Source organism: Photobacterium damselae, from assembly GCF_003026815.1.
In the GTDB taxonomy this organism is placed as follows: Bacteria; Pseudomonadota; Gammaproteobacteria; order Enterobacterales; family Vibrionaceae; genus Photobacterium; species Photobacterium damselae.
On record NZ_PYOG01000046.1, the window covers coordinates 1 to 18,497 of the forward strand.

Here is an 18,497-nt window from a genome sequence, read left to right on the forward strand (position 1 = left end):
AGAAATACAAATGTTGCGGCAGTTGCCCTAGCAAATAAAAATGCTCGAATATTATGGGCTTTGCTTACCAAAGGTGAGGAATACCAAGCTAATAAAGATTGTAATCTCTATGCTTAGGTTGCTTAATTAATTGATTTAACTTAGAAATATTTATTGCAACAAGCAATTCTATAACCGATTGCTAAAGGTAAACACAATTTAAAGGCCAAACTGGTAAGACCGTGACTCAATCAACCTGTGTTTAACATGGCATAGTTAATTTAACTAATGCGCTATTATGATTAGGTTTGAGTCAGCGAAATCCTTTAGGGACAGCGGCATACGCCGACTAAGTCCGGATGTATGTCTGCAATCTTAACTTGTTTGATTTTTTTGATCGTGGGTACTTGGCAAATCGGGACGACCATGTATGTTAACTCACTAATTTTACAGTGATTTATTCCTATTCCATCCAGTCAATCTCAAATCACCGCCAAAAGATCACATCAAGCAGCCTCAAGACCATCAGATCACGTTAAGTAAAGTTAGGGCGAAAAAGTTTCGAAACGAAACTTATAGAGTAGGGGATCGATTTGGGGAGAATTTGGTGCTCAAAAGACTATTTTTTATAAAGTAAGTTTTTTATGAATAAAAATTAGATAAGGTTATGGATTATTTAACCTTAGAATGTTTGTTTGTTGGTTGGTTTGTATTAAAACAAACATGTCGAACGAACGGTGTTCGTTCGATATATGAGGGTGGGACTAGAGAACAAGGAAGCGAAACTTAACTATCATGCAGAATCACACTTCTTTGAACCCACTTTGCTAGTGTCTAAAGTAGGTTCAGAAAAGTGTGCTTGTTCAACGCCTAAAAAAAGACGCTGAGAAGTGAAAGTGGTTCTTTGAGTGTAACGAAAAGGTTCGTTTTTACTTTGAAGTGTCAGTATAATATTCGATGGGTGCTCTTGGCTTATTTGCCAAGATGCCGAGGTAAATAAGACAAAGCCCCGAATGAACTATAAATTCAAACGAGGCTTATATCATGTTCCATAGCAAGACTGATCCTAGCCTCTATTTAGCTAAGAGGCAAGTTATGTGCTCCGAAAGACCGCCCTAATGGGCTTGATAGTTATCTGTGTAACAATCTTAGGTTTTACCTTTATGGTACGTGATTCACTCTGTGAATTGCAGATCAAGGATGGTCAAACTATCTTTCTAGCTAAACTGGCTTACGAAGTTAAGTAGATGCTGGAGCGAGTAGGGGATTCCGAATCCTCTACTCGATTCAGATTGTTTGAGAGCAGGCCATAGAGCACCCATTCAAAATGACGATACATAACTTCACTTAGTTTCTAACACAATCGGTTCTTGCTTTTGGTACGTCACGCCAATATCCCTGATAACAGCCACACATGACGCACCAATATAAAGAATGCTCGTTGTCCCAACGTTGTATTACCTGGTTAAGACAATAGTTACAAATAGCGATAATGTCGCTATACGTTACATTGTCACTTTTTAAATTATGGGACATAAAGCCAATCAGCCGCTTCATCAAACATTTCTTCAATAATTTGACTAATGTCCTCTTTCTCATCTTTTACTGTCCCTGAAATAGAAAGGTTCGTGTTAGTCCCACGACGAACCCGAATTTAAAGTAGATATCTCCCCCATCGCTTAGTTTTGAGATTTCCTTCGGTTCATCTCTTTTTCCTATTCTGAATATTCAAAATCAAACATCCCTCCACGTAATGATGCAACCTTATGTATCATTACAACGTCTTACTGACATAATATTAATTCTCATTATCTTATTGTCTATAGTGATCCCGAAAACCACTAAGGAGTAAGAAGAATGAAAAAATTATTACCAATGACTATCTTGTTAGCATTAAGTTCTGCAGCGAACGCTAGTCAAGACTCAGTCTTTCCAGATTTTATTGACCCATCTTTAACTGCTTGTACTGATATAAGATTAAGCCGACTTGTCCGTAAAGGGACTGGAGAAGTCGCTGATGTGGCAGTAGGGCAGTATGAATACAACGCAAACAACAAGATAACAAAGCGCGAATATTTAGATAGTACATTCACGTATGAATATAATGATGATGGTACTTTAAATAAGGCATCTGCTTTAAGAAAGCCAGACGGTCCCGGTATTATCATCCGCCATACTAATGAAAGCTTTATTTCTGAATATACCTATAATAATGGTCGTGTTGCGAGTGAAACGAAAAAAGTATTTAGTGCATCAGATACTAACCTTGATGGCGAGCCTGAAGCGACTTATACAATCACCTACCATTTCGATGATCAGGGGAAGTTAATTAGAAGAAATCAAGTGAACTCGTCTAATAATAACAACGTTTTTTATACATACACTTATAACCAGCAAGGGCAGCTATCTAAAATTAATGAAGAAAGAAAGTCAGGAAACGTTATAGCCGACCGTAATATCATTCTTCTTTCATACAACACTGACGGTGAGATTATCAAAGCTATTCACAAGAAACCTTTGCTCGGGAATGTAGATGATGTACCGCCTGTTATTAAAACTGTTAATATTAGTTATTATGATAGTAATGACGATGTATATCCATTCCACTATGTAGATCCAGTAAAAGAATGGAAGATAGATCGTGATTACTTTGGGCTGTCATATCATCAGATTCAAAGCATTACGACAACAGAAGCAGATAAGGTAACTACAGCAAACTATACCTATACTGATACAAATGATGATTTCTTACCAGATACGTTTACAGTTAATCTGAAAATCACAAAAGGTGAACAATTGTTGTATTCTGTAAACCAGCCATATGATTTGCTCTACCCAGCCCCAGCTCATTAATGTAGCTATAAGAAAAGGGACTTTCATTTCTGATTGTCCCTATTTTGGCTGAACGGTTAGGAATTTCAATTCCTAACCTTGAACCTATTACGCTGAATACAGATAGGTGAATATGGTTGGTTTTTTTCATTTTAAGCTGTTTATGATAAGACACATGATGAGAATAGAAAAAAGCTCAGCATGGTGTGCTGAGCTTTACTGTTTCAGTCTCAAGCAAGCTAAATCTGTTGAGATTAAAGACTTCTGTTGCCGCTTTATCCGCATTCACGGTATTGGCGCTTGGTGCACTGGACTCTCGGCTCAGTACCACAACTTTGGTTTGTTCTTCCATATTCGAGCTATTTTTCTTGATATGATCAATCAAGTCAGCAAGCTCCGCCTCTCCTTTTGGATCGCTTTGACCACTTAGGCCCACTTTCTCCATCTCTGGCGTCGTTATGCGTATGGTTACATGAGGTATGCGGCTCCCCATAGCCACTTCTGTATCGTGAATTCGCTTTTTCATCACCGTATTGGCTGAAGGCGGGTAACCTTTCTCCAGGTGTAAGGTATAACTTTGTTCCACAGTAAAAGACGTCCCTGCAGGAACCAAGATTTCTCTCTCACCTTCCGCATTACTGATGGGTTCAATATTCACCCCAATCGCTGGTGCCGGGTTGATGACGAAAAGCGCACCTTTCGCCATGTAACTTTGTGCCACGTCTGGAGCACGCGTTGTACTCATAAAGCCAGGGAACTGAAAACCGCTTCCCTTCTCTAACGCCACATCGGCAACACTGGTGTGACAGCCATGCCAGACTTTACCGGAGTATCGTTCAAACATTGGAGAGTCTATCGCAGCCTGTAACGTATCCACGTTCTGGCGATACTCTTTCTTTGCCTGCGCTCGCTCAGCATAACTTGTGTATTGGTTACGTTTTTGGAGCGATTGAAGACGCATCTCCATTTCACTCTCGTTCTTTGGTGGAGCAAAATCGCCGTAGCCTGGGTTGATAATATTTGCGCCATTCCCTGTATAGAATCGAGTCGTCGCCAGCAGCATCGCGTTAATCAGCGTCGCTTGGTTATTTGCATCATCACCAATGGCTTCTAATACCGCTTGTTGGCGTTCTGCTGGTGTGGCTTTACTACTCGCGACATCCAGTAAAAATCCCAACGCATCTTGGTGTTCAGGTTTGTTTTTTAGCACCAACTGAGCATCAAGCATGTTCGACTTATCTACCGTACGAAAAGTTTCCCACACGTCATTACGCTCGCCGTAACGAAAAACATTACTCAGCGATCCTTCCTGTGAAGATTCCGCCAACAAAGACGCTGCATTACTGAGAAGTTGTTGGTATTGAGCAGGAGACTGACGCTCCAACCAGTTACCTAATGCTTCCGCTTTAGCACCATCGATAAATGGCTGCCCTGACGGTTTTCGCTCAGGCAATTCCGGCATGGTTCTCTGCTCGGTATTGTATAACTTCAGGTCATTCATATTTTGCGCAGCGTAGTGAATTTTCTCAGAAGCCAGACCAAAGGCATCGTCTGCTTCTTGATGGCTCTGCGCGGCCTGCGCCAGTACATCAAGATACTTACTCCCTGCATATTGTGATGGGTAGCCTTTCCCTTGAGTCACAGAATGGTCGAACTCCTCAACACTCATTTTCACCGGTTCAATCGCAGGCAAATGAATCTCTTGTCCATTTAGTGTGATTGTCTTGGCTTCCATACCGGGTAAATCGATATCTTGGGTTATCAGCCCCTCGTAAGCACCAAGCCAATTGCCCGTCTCACGTGCTTGCCACGTCATCATGTCATCACTGTCTACTGTCGCAGCGCCGTGGTCATTGTGCTCCATTGCATAAGCATCCAGAGCTCCCATGATCTCTGTAAAACTGTGATCACGCGGCTGAATCATCCACCCTAACAGCAAGGCTCGAAATGCTTACGCTTCAGAAGCGGGCATTTTGAGAAGGCGCGCCACTTCGTACATAAAAGAGGTAGTACTGGATGGCCCCGCAAACATAGGTAACTTCTTATCCATGTTCTGTTGGCGCCAATTGACCGAGGTTGGTTCGTCCTGGCCAATCGTGGTTAACGTTTTGTCATTGATAACGAAACCACCATAGCCGGACTCATGTTCTGGACGCTCTTTTAAAGCAACGGCGTCGTTGTGATAAGCCGCAGGCTTCATAACCTCCTGCATTCCTTGAAGCTTGAATCTGGTCCCTTTGTGTGGGTCGTCATTTTGACGACTGCCGATAAAGTTATTGCCAGTTTTGTTGCCGAGCGCTTCACTTGTATTCCAATCGGCATACTTAAGCCATGCCCAACCGTGGGGCTGGGTTGTGATCGGCGTCGAGATCTCTGGCTTCGCTCCTGCACCGTGTAAGTGGAAAATGTTCAGCCTTTGGTTTGCTTCCTTAGCATTCAGCAGCGGCTGATTCACGGTATCGCCCATCAGCTTAAGTCGTGAAGGATCACGAAATACCCTCAAATGACTATAAGCTAATGTGGTCAGTACCCGAGCATTGGCTTTAGGGTCATTGAGTACGCTGTTGAGCTGCTCTGCCCACTTAGCGTCATCATCACTCCAGCCGTCCAGAAAACCGATGCCGGCGTCTTCATTTGTCTTTGCTACTAGCACTGAAGGATCTTTCGCTTGAGCGATCGCTACGTTTTCTAGGATCCGACGCAAAAACGATTGAGACATGTACTCAACGGCAGGGCTCTGCAGCAGGTCATTGCCCAAATGGTTAAACTCAAATGCTTGGTTGGCTTCTGCAATCTTTTCCACCGACTGAGCGACTATCTGGTTTTTCACCGCGTCAGAGGCTGCTGGAAACTGCGCATTTACCTTGTCTCGGACTAAATTTTCAATACTGCCATCATATTGTGCAGCACGCATGATGGCGTGATTAAACTCTTCCACGGCCTGACGCAAAGGTGGCAACGAGACTGGTTTCGTGTTCAGCGGCGGTTGATTACCGACTAAAGAAACGGAGACCGATGAAACCTGACTTAAAGAGGTATTAGCCGCGCTTGGTGTCTGCTGTGAGGACAGCAAAGCCGCGGTGCCTGCCGCGCCGTCTGTTCGAATCGATATTTGCATCGTTCACCCCGCAGTGGATTCAGTGATCGCATCAAACAAGGCTCTGCGTAAACTGAGTGCATTTTGCCAAAAGACATTGAGATCGCTATTCACCAAGGACTCATCCGGCAATGCAAAATTGAGTACGACAGTGGCGTTGTCTGCGGCTAACGAGAACGACGCAATGCCGACAACATCAGGGCGGGAATTAAGCGCCAGCAGTTTTGAGAGTGATATTCCCCCCTCAGGCTGCTTGGCGGGTGATAAAGGGAACATGACCACCATGCGGTTTTCATAATTGAGAATCGTGGCGTAATGCATGCCATCTTCGCCAACCAAGTTGCATTGACCATTCAAAAGCAGCCATTGCCCGCCAGATAGGTCAAATAGCCAGTTGTTTATGATGTCTTCTTTGTTCATTGCGAGGACCCCTTTTCGTATAGAGTAGTCAAAAAACGATAAACGCAATGGCATTCGCCATATATCAATGTTGGTCAGAAGTTTTTAGGACGCCTTTTAGGGGGGCTGTCGCAAAGTTTACGTAAGGCGTAAGCGTGTCGAATTTCGGACACAATTATGCTATGAGCGCGTAAAAGCGCTCCCATACAGCGAACAGTAGCCAGCCTTCGGCTGGAGCCAGATATCTCAACCTGAAATAGAAACTACGGCCTAGAGCCTCATTTTTAGTCCTTATTGCTCGCTAATTTAGCGGGCATTCTTATTTTATATCAGTACAAATCACCATTACTGTATTGACTACATCCTATGAGTAACAAACCTAGAAAAAAGAAGAAGAAACCAACAAAAAAATGTCGTCCGGTTCAGGGTTCATCTACTTTTGACAACTATGATCAATATGAAACCACCATGGATAATGTCCTTCAGTTGCTAAATACCCAATTTGATATTGCGCCACCAAAAGATCATGACGAAGAAATTGCATTAATTGGGTTCTGTCGCAAAGTTAGGGAACCAGAGAGCAGTTGAGACCTCTAATTACTGACTTTAAACTTTTATGCAATTTACTGGTTATCATTTCCCATCTGACATCATCATTCAAGCTGTACGCTACTATGTAGCGTACAAACTCAATTATCGTGATATCGAAGAAATCTTTGCTGAAAGAGGAATTCGAGTCGATCATGCCACCATTAATCGTTGGGTCATTCGTTTTGCTCCCTTAATTGAGCAAATTGCACGAACGATCAAACACTATGTATCAAGTTCATGGCGGATGGACGAGACTTACATCAAAATCAAAGGGAAATGGTGGTATTACTATCGGGCAGTCGATAAATACGGTGATATTGTAGATTTTTATCTTAGTCAAACACGAGATGAAAAATCCGCTCAAGCCTTTCTACGAAAGGCTATTCGAACAAATGGATTGCCAGATCAAGTTGTTATTGATAATAGTGGCGCTAATGCTCGAGCTCTTCATCATATGAACGTCAAATTATGGAAAAGTGTCGTTTTCATGCTGAACTTAATAGAAATAATCGACGCGAAATACCTCAACAATATAGTTGAGCAAAGCCATAGGCCAATTAAACAAAAGATGTATCAGGCTCTTGGTTGGAAATCTGTTGAGGGAGCAAGTGCCACTATGTCAGGTCAAGAAGTTTGGACGCAAATCAAACGAGGTCAAGTTGGCGAGCTAAGCTTGCCTGTATGGGAGCGATTTTACGCGCTCATAGCATAATAGTGTCCGAAATTCGACACGCTTACGCCTTACATAAAAAACTTTGCGACAGAATCTATAAGAAAGGTAGTTGATGATTGATTTTTAATCATTGCTGATAGAATGGTAAGAAATTGAAATTCCTGACCATGGACATTAAGGGATAAAAGAGAAGCTTTAAATCGAAGTCCTCTATTTAAGATATCCGGATCCAACTGAAGGCTAACTATCATTCTGATCTCCTGTCTGGAACGAACAAATACCCCTTACCTCGAATAGTAATAATTTCCTGTGATATCGAAGGATAGCACAATAGTTTTCTTCGTAGACTAACAATCTTATTATCAACTGTTCTATCAATACCATTATATTCAATACCGCGTAATTCTTTAGTTAAGAAGTCACGAGATAAAAATGTACCAGGAGAGTTCGCTAATAACCATAACAAATCAAATTCTTTATCTGTCATACATATTTTCTGCCCTGATAGTTCACAAAGTTTACGGTTTTTATGAAGTGTTAGCTTACCATCATTAAGTATATTAATATCAGATGGAGTATCTGGTTGAAGCTCATTAATACGCAATAATATATGCATACGAGCAAGTAATACGCGTTGCTTGATAGGTTTAACGACATAGTCATCAACTCCAATCTCTAACGCCGAAATATGGTCAAAATCGTCATTACTAGCAGTAAGTATCATTAGTTTTCCTTGATAGCATCTTCGGATCTCTCGGCAAAGAGCTAAACCATCGTGACAAAGCGAAATAAAATCCAACAAGACAATATCTGGATTAATAGACTTGATAAGTTCAATAGCTCCATTACTGTCAGAATGTGTTTGTACCTTAAATCGTTGAATACGAAAGTAATCAGCTAACATCTGTTGTAATTTAAGATCGTTATCAATAATTAAAAGTGAATAAGTCTTTGTCATAGTTCTTACTTATAGCCAACATAATTGTGGTTTTGTGCTGTCATTGGCGTATGCGAAAGTATCGTATTTGGCGAGTTAGCACTTATGATACATGTCACTATTTTTGGCTCTGCCACAAAGTTTTCATTAAATGCAGACGATTTAAGCTCAAGACATAATTATGCATAAAGCACATAAAAGTTTGCACAAACTAGCGAACTTAAATCGCCAACCGATCCTCACTTTATTTGTGCCCAGCTTTTTTGATCTAACATAAGGGTTGAGCTCCCTTCTACAGACTCCAAAACTTAACGTTAGGCACATCTTTTTATTATTGATTGATGGTTTTGCTCAACGACATTAGCGAAAAATATCACATCGACAACTTATACATAAAAATGACACGTAACTATAAGTTGACTTTAATATTATGCAAAGCTAGAGCATTAGTTCCTGTTGCCTTACGAAGAATAGTTTATACTGCTTTTTATTAAGTAATAAAGTAGTAATATATATGATATTTATCAACCACTCTTTAGTATTTTCACTATCTTAGATTTTGATATCCGCATCATCCATACACTATGATGACAACACGTTACTCTTTAATAGACGAGTTCTTGGCTCAAACATCGGGAATAAATTAATAATCCAGCAATTAGCCATTGAGTGAGCCATAGCACTACCACATTTAACAAACATTTCATCGATATCCCGTGGGTTAAGTTGGCATTAAAAAAACAGCTTGCAACTTGTAAGAAAATGTCGTATGGGGAACAGTACCAATAAAGACGTAAGAATATCTAGCTTTAGTTGGCTATATTTAACTTGCGACGAATCTGAAATTTAGCAAGTAAAAATTTTTCTCTAGTCCGAGCAGATATTTTTAACGCTAATTTTTTTTGAATTATTTTATCTTGTTCATTCATTAACTAACTAAACTCTCATATAACATAATTTATTCGGTCATAGATGATTGAATAACGATAGATGTGACTAATTTTAAATGCGATTAATAAAAGATCACATATACGCAATAATTATCAATTAACTCGCCATAATAACATAACAATAACAAACGTTCTTGTTCAGGTTATAAGCGAACCTTATCGCCTTTTACCATTAAATGTAGCCTTATTGTTTTGTTAAAAATTTAAAGTTTAATAATAAATAAAATACTGAAAAGCACCAAGAACTTAATTGAATCAATGTGTCAATTAATTGTAAACAAGACATCGAGTGACAAAATATTGGCGAATAGTTATGCCACAAAGATCACTATTACTCACTAGTGACGGAATTTCATGTCAGTAGTAAAAATCAATACTTCATTGAAAATAAAGATGTTTTTAATTAATTCCATGATAATAGCCTCGAAAGAACGAGACCATCGGTTGCTTCCAACATTGTTCCGTCATTTGGCTTTTAGGACTATGCCCCTACGCGTGACAGATGGAAGCGAACATTACAATTGAGCTGACGTTCAAATGTGTAAACCGTACGAAATAGGCTATTTTATTCCCTCGTTTTTCAAAAAATCTTAAGAATACCTATGTTTGATATTGTTATAATTCAATTATTAATCAATTGGTTATATTGAATATAAGTTATCTATTCTGCTGCCAAAAGTTTTGCAACAGAATAGAATGTGACAGAAGCAAAAGTAACTGATTGCACACGAGAGTCAATAAATTTACACATCTGGTTAAACAAAACAACCAATAGACAAACAATTGACAGCTCAATACACAATATTACTTTATTGTTTTTATGTATTTGCTAATTTATTTAAGGATACTTAGTCCATGAAGGCCCCTTTCATTTAAGAAAACTTCTAACCATATATGGGAAATACTAATAATGATGAATAAAAACAAGATTGCATCTGGCTCACTAGGATTATTGGCGCTTTCAATCGCAGTAGCTACTGGTGTTTTTAGTACAAATGCTCTAGCAGCAGTAGAGACAAGAGCTTCCACTCAAAACGCAACAAAAATATCAAAAAACATGGAGTCAATAACAGCAAATACAAAATCAATAACAGCAAATACAAAATCAATTAATGGCTTAAGTGAGCGTATTACAGGCGAGGCTAAATCAACTGACATTCGCTTTGCGCAAACATATAAAGGTATTGGTAATAACACAACTAAAATAGCAACAAATACAAAATCAATTAATGGCTTAAGTGAGCGTATTACAGGCGAGGCTAAATCAACTGACATTCGCTTTGCGCAAACATATAAAGGTATTGGTAATAACACGACTAAAATAGCAACAAATATAAAATCAATCGATGACCTTCAGCACTCGACTACAGAAAATGAGGCACGTTCTGTATCAAACGCTAATAAAATTGCAGACAACTCTAAACGGCTTGATCTGAGTGATAAATGGCAAAAGATGGCTGATCAACGTCTTTCTGACCTTGAAGGTGATGTGCGTCATAATCGAAAAGTGGCAGCAAGGGGTACTGCTGGTGTTGCTGCTATGGCTAATATTCCAACCCCAGCTATTCCTGGCTCTACTAGTTTTGGTGTGGGTATCGGACATTATGATAGTGAGTCTGCATTAGCTGTGGGTATGAGCCATTACTTTGAAAATGGCATTTCGATTAAAGGCTCTGCTGGCTTAACTTCTGGCCAAAGTATTTTAGGTGCAGGTATTAGTAAAACTTGGTAATTACGGTTAGGGAGCTCAATCCTTAGTTCTGTTTTAAATATCATCGGATCTATCGAAAATATTTTCAAATTTACAGATGATCTCAACTAGATATGTAGCAGATTTTTACGGCAGAGCAAACAGACTCCAGCCTTAGGCTGGAGTCTGATATCTCAACCTGAAATAGAAAACTGTGGCCTCGCTTTTAACTCTAAATGCTTGCTAATTTAGCGAGCATTCTTATTTGTGGTTAGGAATTGAAATTCCTAACTATTAAAAGTAGATCCAATACTCAAGCACTTCATCATATGAACGTCAAATTATAGAAAAGTGTCGTTTTCATGCTGAACTTAATAGAAATAATCGACGCGAAATACCTCAACAATATAGTTGAGCAAAGCCATAGGCCAATTAAACAAAAGATGTATCAGGCTCTTGGTTGGAAATCTGTTGAGGGAGCAAGTGCCACTATGTCAGGTCAAGAAGTTTGGACGCAAATCAAACGAGGTCAAGTTGGCGAGCTAAGCTTGCCTGTATGGGAGCGATTTTACGCGCTCATAGCATAATAGTGTCCGAAATTCGACACGCTTACGCCTTACATAAACTTTGCGACAGAACTGGTTAAGACACCTGACTACTGTTTGACATGTAGAGACAAAAATACGACATTAAACTAAATGCAAATACATTAAAAAACTATATATTTATATCTATTATAAATGTTTGTAGGATATATGAATATGTCAAACTCTATAGCAATTAGAGCTAGTATTCTCCATTTCATTAATGACCCTGTAAAAACTGCTAATATATCTGATTCTTATCAATATCTTAATGACGGATTATTGGTTATTTAAAATGGATGCGTCAAGGAAATGAAAAATCTGGTTCCCTAACTTTGCGGCAGAACCTTTTACTGCACTGATGACTATAGCGTGTACTCTTCAACACTACTGAGTGAAAAACATATTATTGGAAATAAGATACACTCAAAGGATAGAGAGAACTAACCTTAGACTCAGGTCTCGTATTATGCGACTGGTTAGAAAAACTATTGGTTTCTCTAAATCGGAAAAGATGCATGATAAGGTTATTGGAACCTTTATTGAACGAGAGCATTATCATTAATCAACAGGTTGGAGTCACAACTTAATAAAGAAAGTATTGATGGTGTTGCTTATATCATTAGTGTATATAAATTTCACTTATATAATAAGTAATTATGTGCTTGGAACTAATGTCAAATTTTAAAACAAAAAAATCTAGTGTAATTAACGCTTTCTTATTTTTGAGTAATTTATAAAATACATGTTGATCTTTTATATATTTCTATACCAGACTGTCATTCTTAATAAAAAAATAAGTAGAGAGAGTACGCAGTGAAATCTAGAACGCTTATTGGGTTGCTAAGCCTGTTGTTTTTGAGTGCTTGCACTCACACCAACTCCTTAAACGGCGGCTTTGTGAGCTCTTCCCAAGCAGTGCTGTATGGGTGGGTGGCTTTTGATGAATATATTGCGCCCGTGAGTACATCGGTTGATGTTGATGTGTGCCAAGTAACCACAGAACAGTGTATTACTGTCGCAAAGCAGACATATAAGGGGATTCAGCTGCCTGTGCAATACTCTTTTGTTATTGCGCCTATACAAGCTGGTAAGGGTGAAATGAAGATCCGCGCAGTGTTACGTTCTCAAGGGGAAATCAGAGCCAGTAAAGAAGAAGGCTATATTTTTACGCAAGGCAGAGTACATAAGGATTTAAAACTAGAAGCTTACAATAATAACTAGAAAAGTAATGGTTTTCATTTTTTCTATTTTAATAAAAATTTAAGTCGAATGAAGCGAATAATCCGGATATAAAATCCTAATTATTAATGGGGTCAAGTCATCGGGCTCAGTGCTTCTTTAAATGAATATCAGTTGCACTCACTGAAATTTTTATGTTTATATCCCCGTTTCTATGAAGTTGGCTAGATAGCATGGTTTAAAAATAAACACTCCATTTTTTGTGGAAATACCAATATAGGTGAGAGTCGGCTTAAATATTAGTAATTTCATTTATTCTAATATAATAAGAGCTTTGGTTGCTTGAGTATCACTAGTTATAAGTTGAACTTTAGCAAAAGCTTATTAATTTCTCGAGAATATAACAAACAATATCGAGACGTTTTTCCAAGATTATTTTTTGCTACCGTAGGTAGCTTTTGAGCTATTTATAATTTATTCGGGAAGTATAGTCGTGCTATCGCACCTATGCTCTTTTCTTGGCTTCTTTAATTGACATCGTTCTGATTAAACATCGCCACGTACGTTTTTGTATAGGCGTGTCAGGCTTTGGCATTTCTCTATTTGGATTAGAGAAATTAAGATTATGAAGGGTAAAAAATGGATGTGTTAGGCCAACTAAACACAGAAAGGGTCAACTCGCTATCGCGAAAAATCCATAGTACTTGTTACTATGAAAAATACGATGAAGTTTTTCATTCTCGCCAGTCTCACATTGTTGTCGTTCACAATGGGCAATTGCAAGTTCAGACGGGGGATTGCACGTTAGATGTCGTCGCTGGTTGTGGTGTGTTTCTCTATCAAGGGGATTACTTACTAGAATACACGCCAGTAGATGGCCAATATACGGCGTCAGTGATCGAATTCGACAATGAACTTGTCAGTCAATTTTTGCAAAAGCACAGTGATTTACTGATGTCGCTACCAAAAGTTGATAACGTTCAGTCTGGATTGTTCCCGTTTACTTTCAATTTGTTGATAGAGCAGACCTTATCAGGGATGAAGACGCTAGAAGAGCAGTCTTATCCTGACACCATCATGCGCTTAAAATACGAGGAAATGCTCATCTTATTGCTCCACGGTGAGCAAGGTGAAAACCTGTATGCGTTATTATCACAGCTGACCAACAAAACCTCAGACCGACTGCGTCGCTTTATGGAACTCCATTACCTAAAGGAGTGGAAGCTGACCGACTACGCTCAAGAGTTTGGCGCGAGCCTGACGACGTTTAAAGAGCTCTTTAATGAGCACTATGGCGTTTCTCCTAGAGCGTGGATCAGTGAGCGCCGTTTGCTGTATGCCCATAAGTTATTGCTTACCAGCAAAATGAGCATTGTCGACGTCGCAATGGAAGCGGGCTTTTCTAGCCAATCTTACTTTACGCAAAGCTACCGACGTCGTTTTGGAACGACACCAAGTCGTGTACGTTCTGGGATGAACAAGTGGTTCTGTCGCAAAGTTAGGGAACTAGATAACAGTTGAGAGATCTAATTACTGACTTTAAACTTTTATGCAATTTACTGGTTATCATTTTTCATCTGACATCATCCTTCAAGCTATACGCTACTATGTAGCGTACAAACGGTGGTTCTATCGTAAAGTTTATGTAAAGGGGACTGTTGCAAATAATTTAATGGGTATATTGGACTTATAATTAACTTTAAATTACGCGTAAATCGCATCAACATTAAAGAGACTATTCATAAAGGCGGATCTATCCAGTACTTTTGTTTTAGGTTCATCATGACGTAGCCAAAAATCAAATTGCCCCTGATTTAACATTCGCACTGATTCAAACCCTTGGAGCGTAGCCCATGCGCGTTTTTGCACTTTAAAGCCACTCGTCGCCATAATTAACTTTTTAATGGGCGAATGATCAGATTCTATACCGTTGTTAAGGTATTTCACTTGCCGTTGCTTAACATCTTTTCGCAGATATCCCTCCTTTTTCAAACGAGCAATTGCATTACCATAGGAAGAATGTTTGTCTGTATTAAGCGTTTTCGGTTTTTTCTCTAGCGGATAATATTTTAAACAGCGCTTAAGGAACTGATATGCTGAATATTTATTCCGCTTTTTAGAAAAGTAAAAATCTAACGTTTCACCTTGTTTATTAATAGCACGATACAGATAAAACCATTTTCCTTTTACTTTGACGTAAGTTTCATCAAGCTGCCACGAAGAATCTACGCGAATAAATTGATAACGACGCAACTTCTTACGTAATGCAGGGGAATACTCAATGAACCAACGGTAAATGGTCGAACGGTTCACTGAACTCCCTCGCTCTGCCAGCATGTCGCTGATATTCGCGTAGCTCATTGGTGTCGAACCATACCAACGAAGACACCAAAGGATGCTCTCAGGAGCAAAGTGTTTCCATTTGAATTCAGGATTGGTCATAGAGTTGGTAGATTAAATGCCGAAAACAGAAATTCTAAGTACTGAGTGAATTTTTTGCAACAGTCCCAGTTAATCCTCTTAATAACCTAAAACATCACAACCGTCATTGACAGATTTCTCGACACAGCTCTTATACATTGCCATCAACTAAATAAACCATTGAGACTGCTGACGTGAGCACATTAATTGAGCAATTATTTCAAGAATTAGTTACAGTCCTAGGCATCGACACACTCCAACCCAACGAAGACGGGCATTGTACTTTGATGGTTGATGAAACTCTTTTACTAGACATCGAGTTGGACCCTAAACGTGAACAGCTGATCCTGACATCGCTAGTAGGACCATTAAGTTCCCAACAAGGCATAAAACAACTATCAAGCTTAATGCAGTTCAATAAAGCCTTATATAAAGAACTCAATATGTCTCTAAGCCTTGAAACTCACACAGCGAGTATCGTTTTGACATACAGCGTGGATGCTGGTCTTTGTACTGTGTTTGACCTAGAAAGCGCACTGTCGTGTTTCATCAGTCAAACAGAGAAATGCCGTCATTTGCTAGAGAGTACCCAAGAGGACTCGCCCCCTAAAAATAGCATGCTCAATACTGCTATCTGCGTTTAATTTTCCTCAAGAATTTATAGAGATACCGATATGGCTATACAACTACAACAGTTTCTTAGTGTTGCTAAAAATAACACTGTGGTTGCCAATCAAAACAATCAAGGAGAGGTCACTTTAAAAAGTGGTCGTTTTGAAGGCAAAACGCTTTATCCTTTTGCAAAGCACACTCAAACTCAATCCAATCTTAACCTTCAAACCATGGGGCTCTTTCTCAACTCATTACAGAAAGAGTACGGAAGTGATATCACCTCACATCTAGCTTCTAAGTTAGATATTACCTCCGGTAGTAAGCCGTTAAGCGGAAAAGTCATCCAGACCATTATTGGTGAGGCGAATGCCATCAGCAAGGCCATGACCGCTTTCAATGCCCAAGCCGTTCATGATTTTATTGCCTCTTCAAATGGCGCTCAAAAATTACTTGCTAACAACGACCACGAGCAATGGTTGGCTCCAAATAATGCAGCAGGAAAACAATTTGAAGGCTTACTTCACGAGGCATGCGACAAACAACACCATCAATTGACTCAACGAGAAATTGCTGAGATCGCCCAAACCGTTGTTGATGACATACATCGTCTTCCACAAGGTATTCAAGAAGACTTCAACCAAGTAGCGGATGCATTCAATCAGAAAGATCATTATCAAGTACTTCACAACCTCGATAATTGTGCGCAAAAGATCATGCTACGCGCGCAATTTGACTTAGCTGATGTCGATAAGCAAAAGCTTGGTGCTGACGACAAGAGTGGTTACCAGCAACATATTGTGTCTGAATTAACGCAAGGCTTATCTCAGACTCAAGCCAGCGATTTACTCAACTCTATTCTTAATCATCCAACCAGCAAAGAACTGGTCCAATTGCTCAACTCTCCAGGATTCAAAATGCAAGTAATGGATGACCTAGAGCAAGCCGATATTCCACATGAAGAGCAGTTGTTAACACTGACTAAACTGTGTCGAACTGAAACACTGCTTGATGCACTAATTACAGAGTTAGATAAACGCGCACATGGTAGTGACAAAGCATCGCAACGTTTAAATGATTGGGTTAGTTACTATGGACAGGGTATTGGTGCTGGTGAGATTTCAGCATCAGATCCTGAGTTTGCTTCTGCTTTTTTGACGATGCAAGCCAATGACAACCACTTAAATCTTGACGATTGTGGGCTTACTCAAGAGCCTGTTGCTGCGCAAACCAAACAATATGTCACGCTGACTAACCCCACAGCTGTCACCAATGCACTCAAAGAAATTGCCGCAAAAGTGGATGAAAAACGCAGTGAGCAGTTTGAGAAAGACTTTGATCGTGCAACTTATCTAGTTGATGGTGCACAAATCAGTCGCAATGAAGATTCAACATTAGATGACATCAGTAAAATACCGACAGGCGTAAGCTACTTTGCTAACCAAGAGTTGTTTGCAAGCGTCCTTATCTCTTTAATGAATGAACAAGGCATCACGCCAATAGGCGACCCAACATCCACGTTCAATTTGTACAATAAAGAAGATGGCACAATGGAACTTCATGCCCAATTGGACATGCAACTTAAAATGATGATTGGTTTAAACGAAGAGCCATTAGATCCGGATAAAAGCTCGCTGCATCTTGAGGTCAATCTAACGATAGCAGCGCACAATAGCCAAATTGATGCCAAGTTAAATGGACCAATTAACGTCGACTATCGAGCCGATCCTCTTTAATCCCACGTAATAAGATTCCAACAAATAACCAAGCCTCGATAGTGTCGAGGCTTTTTGTTAGCTTGAAATGCATCAGTTTTTAGGGACATAAGCTCGCTAACTACCACCTTGATCATCACGCTAGATTTGAATTCACAAACCTCAGATACAACAAAGCCCCGACTTTCATCGAGGCTCTGTCTTGGAATATGGCCCCGGTAGGCGGACTTGATTGGACAGGCACTCCTGCCGCCACGCCCAAAGGCAACGGATTTTGAATGCCTCTTAAGCTCCTGTAATTACTTGTATTTAAGAGGATATCTTTGGATATCAAGGACCATAAGATAGGATTCCATTGGATCTTTTTTACACACATCGAGCACAGATTTGAAATGTGCTCCCAAGTTGGCGTTGTTGCGTAATGAACAGTAGCCAGCCTTTGGCTGGAGCCAAATATCTCTACCTGAAATAGAAAATTGCGGCCTAGAGCCTCATTTTTAACTCTTACTGCTCGCTAATTTAGCGGGCATTCTTATTTTATATCAGTACAAATCACCATTACTGTATTGACTACATCCTATGAGTAACAAACCTAGAAAAAAGAAGAAGAAACCAACAAAAAAATGTCGTCCGGTTCAGGCTTCATCGGCTTTTGACAACTATGAGCAATATGAGACCACCATGGATAATGTCACTCAGTTGCTAAATACCCAATATGATATTGCTCCGCCAAAAGATCACGACGAAGAAATTGCATTAATTTATCAATATCTTATTGATAAGTTTGGTGACACATCGACTACTGCATTCAAATTACATGAAGTATTAATCTCGCTTG

The 18,497-nt window shown here is 39.6% G+C and carries 14 protein-coding genes and 5 pseudogenes; 14 read left to right on the forward strand and 5 right to left on the reverse strand.

The window, feature by feature from the left end; all coding sequences use genetic code 11:
• Positions 1–117: pseudogene (locus tag CTN07_RS20935) on the forward strand (IS110 family transposase); the annotation flags it as partial.
• Positions 118–1,097: 980 nt separating this feature from the next.
• Positions 1,098–1,226 carry a Hok/Gef family protein gene (locus CTN07_RS20940; protein ID WP_050787850.1) on the forward strand — a complete coding sequence of 43 codons (129 nt, stop codon included), beginning with the start codon at positions 1,098–1,100 and terminating at the stop codon, positions 1,224–1,226.
• Positions 1,227–1,504: 278 nt separating this feature from the next.
• On the opposite strand, the gene CTN07_RS23350 is transcribed toward CTN07_RS20940, so the two are convergent.
• On the reverse strand, positions 1,505–1,633 hold the full coding sequence (locus CTN07_RS23350) for a DinI-like family protein (protein ID WP_080551806.1): 129 nt from the start codon (positions 1,631–1,633) through the stop codon (positions 1,505–1,507).
• Positions 1,634–1,836: 203 nt separating this feature from the next.
• Here CTN07_RS23350 and CTN07_RS20950 point away from each other — a divergent pair, with 203 nt between their 5' ends.
• A complete protein-coding gene (locus CTN07_RS20950; RefSeq protein ID WP_005306629.1) occupies positions 1,837–2,832 on the forward strand; it encodes a hypothetical protein in 996 nt (331 codons plus the stop codon).
• Positions 2,833–3,007: 175 nt separating this feature from the next.
• Here the strand turns inward: CTN07_RS20950 and CTN07_RS23305 are convergent.
• Positions 3,008–5,929: pseudogene (locus CTN07_RS23305) on the reverse strand (ADP-ribosyltransferase).
• A 3-nt stretch (positions 5,930–5,932) separates the two neighbouring features.
• Positions 5,933–6,328 carry a hypothetical protein gene (locus CTN07_RS20960; protein ID WP_036766131.1) on the reverse strand — a complete coding sequence of 132 codons (396 nt, stop codon included), beginning with the start codon at positions 6,326–6,328 and terminating at the stop codon, positions 5,933–5,935.
• A 345-nt stretch (positions 6,329–6,673) separates the two neighbouring features.
• On the opposite strand from CTN07_RS20960, the gene CTN07_RS23170 reads away from it, so the two are divergent.
• Together CTN07_RS23170 and CTN07_RS20970 are read left to right on the forward strand one after the other, a co-directional pair.
• Entirely contained in the window at positions 6,674–6,895 is a 222-nt protein-coding gene (locus CTN07_RS23170; RefSeq protein WP_036766129.1) for a hypothetical protein, read from the forward strand.
• Between the two features lie 28 nt (positions 6,896–6,923).
• Positions 6,924–7,610, forward strand: a complete 687-nt coding sequence (locus CTN07_RS20970; protein ID WP_005306617.1) for an IS6 family transposase — start codon at positions 6,924–6,926, stop codon at positions 7,608–7,610.
• Positions 7,611–7,818: 208 nt separating this feature from the next.
• On the opposite strand, the gene CTN07_RS20980 is transcribed toward CTN07_RS20970, so the two are convergent.
• Positions 7,819–8,529 carry a response regulator gene (locus CTN07_RS20980; protein WP_005306615.1) on the reverse strand — a complete coding sequence of 237 codons (711 nt, stop codon included), beginning with the start codon at positions 8,527–8,529 and terminating at the stop codon, positions 7,819–7,821.
• A 1,839-nt stretch (positions 8,530–10,368) separates the two neighbouring features.
• On the opposite strand from CTN07_RS20980, the gene CTN07_RS20985 reads away from it, so the two are divergent.
• The 6 genes and pseudogenes from CTN07_RS20985 to CTN07_RS23405 all read left to right on the forward strand — a co-directional run.
• Positions 10,369–11,190: a YadA C-terminal domain-containing protein gene (locus CTN07_RS20985; protein ID WP_005306612.1), complete on the forward strand. Its 822-nt coding sequence runs from the start codon at positions 10,369–10,371 to the stop codon at positions 11,188–11,190.
• A 257-nt stretch (positions 11,191–11,447) separates the two neighbouring features.
• Positions 11,448–11,735: pseudogene (locus CTN07_RS20990) on the forward strand (DDE-type integrase/transposase/recombinase); the annotation flags it as partial.
• Positions 11,736–12,080: 345 nt separating this feature from the next.
• Positions 12,081–12,297 (forward strand): annotated as a pseudogene (locus CTN07_RS20995) (IS1 family transposase); the annotation flags it as partial.
• 251 nt (positions 12,298–12,548) lie between these two features.
• Positions 12,549–12,956, forward strand: coding sequence for a YscW family type III secretion system pilotin (locus CTN07_RS21000; RefSeq protein WP_036766126.1), 408 nt, complete (start codon positions 12,549–12,551; stop codon positions 12,954–12,956).
• 597 nt (positions 12,957–13,553) lie between these two features.
• Positions 13,554–14,435, forward strand: coding sequence for an AraC family transcriptional regulator (locus tag CTN07_RS21005; RefSeq protein ID WP_005306609.1), 882 nt, complete (start codon positions 13,554–13,556; stop codon positions 14,433–14,435).
• A gap of 28 nt (positions 14,436–14,463) precedes the next feature.
• Positions 14,464–14,535 (forward strand): annotated as a pseudogene (locus tag CTN07_RS23405) (IS6 family transposase); the annotation flags it as partial.
• Positions 14,536–14,618: 83 nt separating this feature from the next.
• Here the strand turns inward: CTN07_RS23405 and CTN07_RS21015 are convergent.
• Complete coding sequence (locus tag CTN07_RS21015) at positions 14,619–15,356, reverse strand: IS6 family transposase (RefSeq protein WP_036766124.1); 738 nt, start codon at positions 15,354–15,356, stop codon at positions 14,619–14,621.
• Positions 15,357–15,529: 173 nt separating this feature from the next.
• On the opposite strand from CTN07_RS21015, the gene CTN07_RS21020 reads away from it, so the two are divergent.
• The 3 genes from CTN07_RS21020 to CTN07_RS22705 all read left to right on the forward strand — a co-directional run.
• Entirely contained in the window at positions 15,530–15,979 is a 450-nt protein-coding gene (locus CTN07_RS21020; RefSeq protein WP_036766123.1) for a type III secretion system chaperone, read from the forward strand.
• 30 nt (positions 15,980–16,009) lie between these two features.
• Complete coding sequence (locus tag CTN07_RS21025) at positions 16,010–17,680, forward strand: hypothetical protein (RefSeq protein WP_005306603.1); 1,671 nt, start codon at positions 16,010–16,012, stop codon at positions 17,678–17,680.
• A gap of 558 nt (positions 17,681–18,238) precedes the next feature.
• Positions 18,239–18,497: hypothetical protein (locus tag CTN07_RS22705; protein WP_146154899.1), on the forward strand; the 259-nt coding region annotated here is incomplete at its 3' end.